At 48.6% G+C, this 9,666-nt stretch carries 8 protein-coding genes; all 8 read right to left on the bottom strand.

Annotation, left to right across the window (positions count from 1 at the left end):
• Positions 1–798 precede the first annotated feature (798 nt).
• The 8 genes from MOST_RS16805 to MOST_RS16775 all read right to left on the bottom strand — a co-directional run bounded on the left by MOST_RS16805 (position 799) and on the right by MOST_RS16775 (position 9,302).
• The gene (locus MOST_RS16805; RefSeq protein ID WP_161952878.1) at positions 799–2,700 is read right to left on the bottom strand and encodes a TRAP transporter large permease; all 1,902 of its coding nucleotides are present in this window, start codon (positions 2,698–2,700) and stop codon (positions 799–801) included.
• Positions 2,701–2,887: 187 nt separating this feature from the next.
• Positions 2,888–3,961 carry a TRAP transporter substrate-binding protein DctP gene (gene dctP, locus MOST_RS16800; protein ID WP_054935422.1) on the bottom strand — a complete coding sequence of 358 codons (1,074 nt, stop codon included), beginning with the start codon at positions 3,959–3,961 and terminating at the stop codon, positions 2,888–2,890.
• An 85-nt stretch (positions 3,962–4,046) separates the two neighbouring features.
• A complete protein-coding gene (locus MOST_RS16795) occupies positions 4,047–4,592 on the bottom strand; it encodes a flavodoxin family protein (protein WP_054935423.1) in 546 nt (181 codons plus the stop codon).
• Positions 4,593–4,604: 12 nt separating this feature from the next.
• A complete protein-coding gene (locus tag MOST_RS17530; RefSeq protein ID WP_170067062.1) occupies positions 4,605–4,772 on the bottom strand; it encodes a hypothetical protein in 168 nt (55 codons plus the stop codon).
• Positions 4,773–4,791: 19 nt separating this feature from the next.
• On the bottom strand, positions 4,792–5,961 hold the full coding sequence (locus tag MOST_RS16790; RefSeq protein ID WP_054935424.1) for a uroporphyrinogen decarboxylase family protein: 1,170 nt from the start codon (positions 5,959–5,961) through the stop codon (positions 4,792–4,794).
• Between the two features lie 72 nt (positions 5,962–6,033).
• Positions 6,034–6,261, bottom strand: a complete 228-nt coding sequence (gene thiS, locus MOST_RS16785; RefSeq protein ID WP_054935425.1) for a sulfur carrier protein ThiS — start codon at positions 6,259–6,261, stop codon at positions 6,034–6,036.
• Positions 6,262–6,396: 135 nt separating this feature from the next.
• Positions 6,397–8,085, bottom strand: a complete 1,689-nt coding sequence (locus MOST_RS16780; protein ID WP_054935426.1) for an aldehyde ferredoxin oxidoreductase C-terminal domain-containing protein — start codon at positions 8,083–8,085, stop codon at positions 6,397–6,399.
• Positions 8,086–8,153: 68 nt separating this feature from the next.
• Complete coding sequence (locus MOST_RS16775) at positions 8,154–9,302, bottom strand: iron-containing alcohol dehydrogenase (protein WP_054935427.1); 1,149 nt, start codon at positions 9,300–9,302, stop codon at positions 8,154–8,156.
• Positions 9,303–9,666: the final 364 nt, after the last annotated feature.

Genomic DNA, 9,666 nt, shown 5'->3' with positions numbered 1-9,666 from the left:
CGGGTTTCCCATAGTGCTTGCCGTTCGGCTTTGGTCATAATAAAAAATCCTCCTCAGGTTGTTTTCTGAGGAAGATTATCCCTTAAACTTGGGTATTGCGCCAAGGTGGGTTGTATTTGACGCTTACAAAAAAACAGCTATCGTCATGAGTGTAAGTAAAAAACCTGTAGAGATGGCATTTCCCATACTTTCATCAACTATAAATATCACTAAATTAGTTACTACACCATAATACAATGCTTGGAACAACATATAGATAACCAAATATAAGTAGACTACTGCCGGCAGATTGGCTTTCGCAGGGCTTGAAGCTCTCCTTTCAGGTTCGGGCAAAAAGAAAAAGTTAAATAATAACGGTAAAAGCACAAGGAAATGAACATAAAAACAATAGTTCCATCTAATATTAGCATTGCAGGTGCTGTTGCGGCGGTACCTATATTTAAAAGTGCGATTGACAGGATAGCAATTTTTAACATAGGCTTGCTAACATAAGTATACATTTTGAATATAATGACTCCCTCTTAATCTAAGCTGTACTTTCTCGAAGTCTCCCAAATGTTGGAACTCAACCCCTTTTCTCCCCCTTCCCCAGGAGGATAGAAAGATATAGGCACAGGAGTCTCTCAAGGCCCCAGGCTGTTCCACCACTTACTGGGCAATCTGAATTAGCTCCGGAAAGACCTGAAGCAAAAGAAAATACGTCCCATGCACTGATGAGCACTACCGTACAAAGTTGATACTGAACTCTCCGCAAAAAATTACGTGTATCGTAGAAGAACAACAAACGACATGTTTCTATTACTTTAAAGCAGCCGGTAACCAGGTAATTAAACCCGGTATGAAAAAAAGCAGCGCCAGGGCTACGATATTTGCTAAAACGAAAGGAAGCGCGCCTTTATAGATAACACTCACAGGTATGTCCTTATTCATTCCCTTCAAAACAAAAAGGTTGATGCCTACCGGCGGGGTAAAATTGCCCATATTTACACTTATTGCAATAAGTACCAGGAACCATATTGGATCTATCCCCAAAGACACCGCTATCGGGTACAGAATAGGGATTGAAATTAGAATCAAGGCCAACCCATCGATGAAACAACCTGCGAGAGATAAGATAACAAGCACAAATACTACAAAGCCAGCGGGTGATAGGCGAAGATTGGTGATAAGCGTTGTAAGCGTTGGTGAAACATTGCACCAGGCCGCGAAGCGAGCGAACATTTGAGCGCTGATCAGAATTAAAAAGACCATTGACGTTACCTTTCCGGCTTCAAGCAGCGATTGGGCAAAACTCCCCAGGGTAAACCGCTTGGTGATTATACCCAAGATTAGGGCTACAACAGCTCCTATGGCACCACCTTCGGTAGGGGTGAATAAACCCGTATATATACCACCGATGACCAGTAAAAACAGAATCAAAACCGGGCCTACCGCTTTTAACGACACAATTCTGCTTTTCCATCCCGATCTTTCTCCGGCTGGCGCCACTCCAGGATTGATGCGGCACCATGCAAAGATAACGGCTATAAAGCAAAGAGCCATAATTATTCCAGGAATAATCCCTGCCACAAAAAGCTCACCTATAGAAACACCAGTGAGAAGACCGAAAATGATGAAGGTTACACTTGGGGGAATTATCGGCCCGAGGGCAGCTCCGCTAACAATACATCCCGCGGTTAGATGATCATCATAGTTAACTTTCTTCATTTCCGGCATCGCCACTGCCGTCATCGTGGCCGTTGCTGCCACGCTATCGCCAACGATAGCGGCAAAAGCAGCACAGGCGCCAATGGTGGCTGTCGCCATACCTCCTCTGAGGTGACCAATCCACTTGTAGGCGGCTCTAAAAAGGTCATCGCCAAATTTGGCATATAAGCAGATGAAACCCATTAGCACAAAAAATGGCAAAGTCGACCAGCTATAGGAGCATGCTGTCCTGTACATTTCTGTACCAACCATATCCAGGGCAATTAACGTGCCCTTGATATGAGCGACAAATACAAAACTTACCAGCAAAAGAGCGAAAGCAATAGGCATGCCCATGAAGAATAATATCAGAGACACAACGATACCGATAAGGCCAACGAAGGGCAAGCTTATGTTCCAGAGGTTCGGCTGCATCCAGAATATAGCCGATCCAGCTAAAAGTATAGGCACGCCGAACATCAGGCCCCAGTGGTACAGTTTTAAGCCGAGCTGCAAAGCTTCAGTTAATTTAAGCAGAAAGTCCCTTATGAGTAAGAGCGTTAGAAGTATGCAGCCAAAAATTACTATTGCCGCAATAGGAGCAGCAGGAATCGGAAGAAATGGGCTGTGCATGGTATTCCTTTGTATAAAAACTAACATTCGTTCAATTACTTGCCAAATTACAATCACAAACATTGCTATTGCCAGCAAATCGTTGATGGACTCCATTGTCAGCTTCGGCCTTGGTGCCAGCCTGGCAGTAATTACATCGACTCTGACATGCCCCTCCATGTCCTGAGTATAAGCTATACCGAGGAAGATAGCGACAAGCATCATAACCTCGGTGATTTCCACCACACCTATGATGGGGCTGTTGAAGAATTTGCGCAGGATGACATTGACGAAGGTAAGGATAACCATAAGAAATAGTACGGCCACCCCAAACATATTAACCCAGCGGCTTAAAATTCCTACTTTGTCCAGAGCAGCAATAGCTTTGTTAAGCCCGTTCATCTCTTCTCCCCTTCTAATCAATAAGTACTTTCTCAGAAACTCCCAAGCTTTGATGCTCAAGCCCTTCATGAGGGTTTTATTTTTTCTCCCCATCCCCTCGGGGGTATAGAGAGAAATAGATGAAAATACACAGCTCTAGCATAAGCACCAGGTACACCTGGTGCTTATGCTCCTATCTTGAATTCATTTATTTCGGTTCATACTCCGGTGCAGAATACTTCTCCTCAAGCTGGAGGAAGGCCTCCTTTACCTTCGTGCCTGGTAAGCCTTTAGCATCTAGTGTGGCAGCTAAATCATCCAATACAGCTGCGCCGGCGGCTTTAAATTTTTCCACCTCTTCTTGGGGGAGTTCGATAAATTGTATATTATATTCTTTGATAGCTTTTTCTCTGAATTCTTTATCGGCAGCTATCTGGGCTTCATCAAACATTTGTATGAACTTTAAACCCTGACTCCTAAGGATCTCTTGAAGATCAGGCGGCAGGCTATTCCATTTGTCTTTATTCATCACCACAGCTATATTATTACTCTCGTTGCTAACCTTGGTAATGTATTTGATCACCTCCCCTAATTTATTACCAAAAAGGGTATTTAACGAGGTCGTACATCCATCCAATATGCCTCTCTGCAATGACGTATATAAGTCCGCAGGAGGCACATTGGCCGGTACCGCACCCCAGGCTTCCAGTCTCTTGGTTGACCATTCACTAACTGATAGCCACCGCAAACCTTTCATATCTGCGAAGGATTTAATGGGTTTCGTGCCAGTACCCAGATAGGGCTGGAAAAACTTGCCAACAGCGAGCAACTGGGTTTCACTGTATTCTGCTTGCATCTCGGGAAATTGCTGGATAAGCTCCCAGTAAGTCATGCTGGGACGCCAGTTGATTTTGTCAGGTGAAAGGAGCACACAGAACTCGTCCAGGGGGAATTGGCCTGGAATCATACCAGGATTGAAATATGCTATATCGACAGTCCCCTTCACGACCGCATCATAGGCATCCCTGAGGTCTACTAACTCACCACCCCAGTGTGGTTCAATTTTAATTCTCCCACCGGAGGCCTGCTCTATTTCATTCAACCACGGTTTAATGATATTTTGTACCCACCAGGTACTTTCGGGATCATGGGTGGTAAAAACTAGGGTAATGGGCGATCCATCCTGGCCCGGCGTGGGCTCTGAAGCTGGCGCACAAGCCGCTAATGCTACCATCAATACCAGGCTGAGACACGCCACAAAGATATACCGGGTTTTATTCACTTTTCTGCCTCCCCCTTCATAATAGTGTACGTTCTCACTTAGCACAGCGCCGCCGGCTCTTGTCGACCGTCAAGGCCGACAATATCTAAACCAGTTCTTGCCCCAGTCGGAACGCCTCTGCCAGCAAATCCTCCCGAAGCCTAACCGCCCCGAGTTCATTCATGCCGTTGCCGCCGACAACCCCTTTGATTTCGATCCCCATCAGGGTCGTAAACCATCTGGCCAGGTTTTCCATCAGGGCAGCGTCATCCCCACTGCCCTGGGAGTAGACCAGGACACCCCGCTTTCCCGGGGGCAGGAGGCAGCCCACTCCCACTTTAAACAAGGCAAATAGCCGGTCGAGAAACAACTTTGTCTGGGCCGTGAGATACCCCATATAAATAGGCGAACCCAGTACGATGCCGTCTGCCGCCTTCAGTTGCTCGTATAATATAGTCATATCGTCCTCCTGGCGGCAGTATCCGTGTTCCTGGCAGTAGTTGCAACCCTGGCAGCCGCGGATATGGAGTTCATTGAGGTGGTAAATTGCCGTTTTCGCCCCGGATGCCGCTGCCCCGGCCAACACCTGCTCCACCAGGATCTCTGTATTGCCGCCCCTTCGCGGGCTTCCTACAAACCCTACTGCTTTCATGTAAACCTCCCCTCATCTCTGTACCCAGAACCATATAAAGGCATAAGCCAAGACATCCAGCTTCTCCCACTCCTGCCTGACAATCTCTTCATCGCCTGCAAGCCCGCCCAATTCTTCCCTTTTGAAGGACCACGGTACACAGGTACCGGGTTGTGGAACAAAGGATGTCTTCTCGGCCATTATCTCTTCCTCCCCGCCTTTAATATACCCCGTACTCCCGCGCTGCCTCCAGCATGGCGAAAATGTTCTCCCGCCTGGCATCGGACATGACCACGCCACCGGAGGCCAAGACAAATCCCCCATCTTTACCCAATTCATCTATGGCGCGTTTAACGCAGTCCTTGACTTCTTGAGGCGTGCCGTAGGTCAATAAGGTAGTGGGCACTCCACCGTAAAGGCAGAACTTGCTGCCGAGTATCTCCTTGGCCTTCCTGGCATCGGTGAGATCCAGGCAGAAGACGATGCTCTTCTCCGGTAATTCGGCTATCTTGTCCAGATAAGGCGTCCAATCACCTTCGGCAAAAAACCATACCCGCTTCCCTTTGGCCCATAAACCTTCTATTACGGCTTTTAAAGAAGGCCAGTAGAATTTCTCCCAGTATTCGCGATTCAAGAAGGGGTAAGCCCCTTTATGGAGGGGTATGCCGCAGGGCAAGGAGGTATCCCCCCCGGCCGTAATCATAGCAAAGGCAATGCTGTGCGGAACAAGGGCCGCACAAGCAGCCAGGACCTTTTCCGGTCGGCGGCGGAGGTCCAAAAGTATCCCTTTCGTACCCCGCAGGGTGTCGCCCAGGGTATCGAACGGCGCTTTAGTCATGCCAGCACTATGCGGTGCGATCCCGAATTCCCGCGCCCACCTTTGGCCCATCTCTGCCGCTTTGGTATTATACATGGAAAAGGCCGTAACGCTCTTGATCAAGGCCACTGTAGCCCGGTAAGATCCGGGTTCAGCAAATTCCTCGTTAATGTGGGGCAGGTATTTGGTAACCACCCACCGGGTAGGATTGGCGATGAATTCTTCATACTCTTCGGCCGGCATGTACTCCTCTTCTACATATTGAAAGGCGCAATCTTCTCCCAGGTGGATCCCGGGGAAACGGTATAACTTACAGCCAAAGGAATTAAATATACCCGGCCCCGGCGTTATGGAACCAAACATCGTATCGCAGTCAACATCCGTCAACACCCGGGCAATGATCTCTGTAGATTTGTCTACATCGTAATAAGCTTCCTGAAAGGTAACATTCGCATACTTGATGACCCATTCTCCCAAGGGAAAGACTACGGGCACCTTGTCCGGCTTGCCGCCAGCCAGGGTCACCTGATAGCGTTGCAGCCTCTCTTGGTAAAGTTTCTCCTTGTTGCTCATGCTTCATTTCCTCCCTTATGGCCGGTTGTTCTTCAACGAATGACCGCCAGGGGAAGGGCCCATGGAGGGCGCTCATCCTCCAAAAAATCTTGATAAAAGGCGAACATTATCACCATCATATACCAGTCTTTTCTTATACTCTTCCGGTGGTATAACGCAGTCGTTGACCACAACCATGAAGGCTAGATCGCCTATCCTGTCGTCATATTCCCCGGTTCCCTTAAAAAAAGTAATTAAATCGTGTACCGTCTGCCCCTCTTCCCACTCGTATTCCTGCCCATTCACCTGTACTTTGATCATCATGTTCCCCCCTTATAAAGGGAAGGGAACTGCCCGGCCATCCCCTTCCCTTTAGTATGGTTATAAGTACCACTTCTACAATGCCGCGTCCGGCCCTCCGCCGGACACCCGTGAGAGGGGGCGGGAAATCCTGGGCTAGAAGGTGAATACTTCTTGCATTTCTTCCGGCATTATATCATAATCTTCTTCATAAAAATACTGCGGCAACCTGTCATGTTTTTCCGTAAAGCCTGCCGCCCTGTTCCAGGCCCTTTCCATCTTGAGGGTCTTCTTACCTAATTCTAGTAATGTTTCTTTATTCCAGTCTCCTCCAAGGGCTCCCCCTATCATCTCGGCAAATACCCCGGGATCCTTCGCGCTGGTAAAACCGAACACGCACATCAAGTTATCACATGCAGCCATTAGTATCTGGGCTTCCCGGGAGCGCGCTACCTGGCCGGCCTTATTTTTATGGTCACCCGGTCCCAGGGTATTTCCGGCAGTGTGGTCGGCTCCCATTGGGCTGGTGGCGTAGGTGACTCCAATCCCTTTAAGGTTCTTGGGGTCATAACCAGCCATAGCTTGCCCCTTTACGGCCGGTGTCCTTTTCACCCCGAGGGCTTGTCCCAGCCGCGCCGTCCCTTCCCCGAGCAACCGGCCTAACTCGGTTTTCCCTTCAACCATTTGTCTGAGCACCTCTCTAACCGCCTCTTCATCCCCCCAGGGGATCTTACCAGCCTCCATTATGACAGCTAGAGAGCAACCAACTTCCATAGTGTCTACTCCAAGGTCGTCACATGCCCTATCAATCTCCGCTATTAAATCCATATTGTCAATGTCACAATTGGGACCGCACAGGGCATAAGTTTCATACTCCAAACCAGAGGTTATTACTTCACCCTTGTCATTACAATATACATGGGCACACTGTATCAGACATCCGGGCTGGCAAGGACGGCCTTTCTTCTTGCCGTTAGCTGTCACCCTCTCAAGCCACTTCTTTGAGTTTATTTTTTCCAGTTTATCTGCAGCAAAGAAACGGCCGCTAAAATTACGCACGGGCAAAATACCCAGTTGGGCCGTCAGGTCCAAAAGGGGCACCGTTCCGCCAAGATGTAAGCCTTTAGCACCGCTGTCCGGTGCCTTCAGGGCTTCTACATATTTTTTATTCGCCTGGTCGAATTTTCCCTTGTCTACATAGGGAAAGCGGGCCCTTACCTTGGGTTTTTGCACCACCAAGGCTTTAATTTTTTTTGAACCGGCCACAGCACCCAATCCGCCTCTTGCCGCCGCTCTCGTGGGGGTTTTGGTAGAATAGTCTGTTGCCTGCAGGGAAGCAATCCTATAACCCCTTTCCCCCGCCGTACCAATCGATAATACCCCGATATCCTCGCCGTACCTTTCGTGAAGCTTCTTGACCAGGGCATAGTTATTTAATCCTACGTAATCATCGGCAGGAACTAGCTCCACCTGCCCATCTGCGTTAACTTTAATCAGGCGCCATTTATCGTCGCTGGGAACATCTTCGACGATTATCATTTTGATGCCGTGCCCGGCAAGGAGGAACCCTACATTCCCGCCGACGTTGGCTTCCTTGATGCCCCCGGTCAGGGGACTTTTGGCCCCTACGGAAAGCCTGTTGGCGGTAGTCAAAGCAGTTCCGGCTAATATTCCCGTACAAATAACAAGCTTATTCTCCAGCCCCATAGGATCACACTGGGGATTAACCTCATCTGTCATTACCTTGGCCACCAGGCCGCGATTCCCATAGGTTTTGTACTCTTCTTTGAGCTGCTCGCATAATACGGACCCCGTTCGGGTATTAATGCGGTATACTTTAAACATATGGCCTCACCTTCGCTTGGCGTAATTAGGGAGCTGGCGCAGCTGCCTTGCTTAAACCTTGCTTAAAACTAAAAGGCATATTCGTTATCCAGCATTTTTAGTACTTCCTCAACAGTGATCTTCTTAGGCATAAAAACGGCACATGGGCACTTGAAAGTCTCTTCAGCAACGGCCGGTAGTTCGGCCCCCGGAATAATTTCTTTTAAGGTAGGAAGGCCGACCTCTTTATTCAATCTGCGTACGGCATCGGCAAGGGCTTCGGCTACCTGGATATCGGAAAGATCCTCCCTGAGGTTCAGGCCTAAAGCCTGGCCCATAACCCTCAGCTTGGCGGGAAAAACATCGGCAAGATACTCAAAAAGGAGGGGCAAAACGACGGCCACGCTTAAACCATGGGCTAAATGATATTTCGCCCCTAATTGCGTCCCAATGGCATGGGTAAAGTGGGGTGGGGACTGCATAAAAGCCATTCCCGCCAGGGTACAGGCAAAGCTCATATCAAATCTAGCCTGCACATTTCTACCATCTTTTACGGCGGTGCGCAGGCTCCTGGCCACCCGGGATATTGCCTCAACAGCCAGAATATCTGCCATAGGGTTATTCAGGCTGGAGGTATAAGCTTCCATGGCGTGGGCCAAGGTATCTACCCCGGTCGCGGCCGTTATCTTGGCAGGTAAACTTAATGTCAGCAGGGGATCGACAATGGCTAAAGTGGCGGTACAGTTGGGGCCGAATATCGCCATTTTTGCTCCACTGTTGCTGTCGGTAATAGCGGCAATCTGGCTGACTTCGCTTCCCGTACCGGCAGTCGTCGGCATGAGAAATAATAGTTTTCCAGGATTTTGCACACCTACGCCATCATATTTGTTTATCGGGCCTGGATTGCCCAAAAGAATATTAGTTGCCTTGGCGGTATCCAGGCAGCTTCCGCCGCCTATCCCTAATACCGCATCTACCCTCTCTTTATTGCCTAGCTCTCCCGCCTCGTTGACCACAGTATCGGGAGGATCTGAAACCACTCCGCTAAACTCCACAACTTTTATTCCTTCCGCCTGGATATTCTGCACGATTTTTTCTACAACACCAGCCGACTTAATACCCTCATCGTAAATACAAAGTACTTTCGTAACGCCATATTCTTTTAATTTCTTACCGGTTTGATCGGCTGCACCTGCCCCGATAAGCACCTTCGTGGGAAAATCAATATTGAAGATCACGGAAATTCTCCCTTCCCCTTATTTTTTTACTCCTAATTAGGGCTAACTACACTGGCAGTCCGCCCCGAAAAGCCCATGGTGATCGCCGTCATTATTAACCCCGAGACCAGTACGCCCAGCACTACAGGCATCGTTTCGGGGTCGGCGGGGAAAATATTACAGTTCCTTTTGCCTTTTTGATTTTACCGCTCCCGCTGGTTTCCGCCATTTTGGGGCCGCCATCTTTTTTATGCCGGGTCACTAGCGTTGCATAAAAAAATTATAAACATGTCAAGAGCAATTGCGCCCCAAAATCAGCCAAATTCCTGAAATAACCTGGCCTTGCAAGAAAAAACTCCTTATACTAGAGATTAAGGGTAGTCCT

It is taken from the genome of Neomoorella stamsii (genome assembly GCF_002995805.1).
Classification (GTDB): domain Bacteria; phylum Bacillota; class DSM-521; order Neomoorellales; family Neomoorellaceae; genus Neomoorella; species Neomoorella stamsii.
The sequence above is the reverse complement of the archived record's forward strand: the minus strand, read 5'-3'. Positions and strand labels throughout refer to the sequence as shown.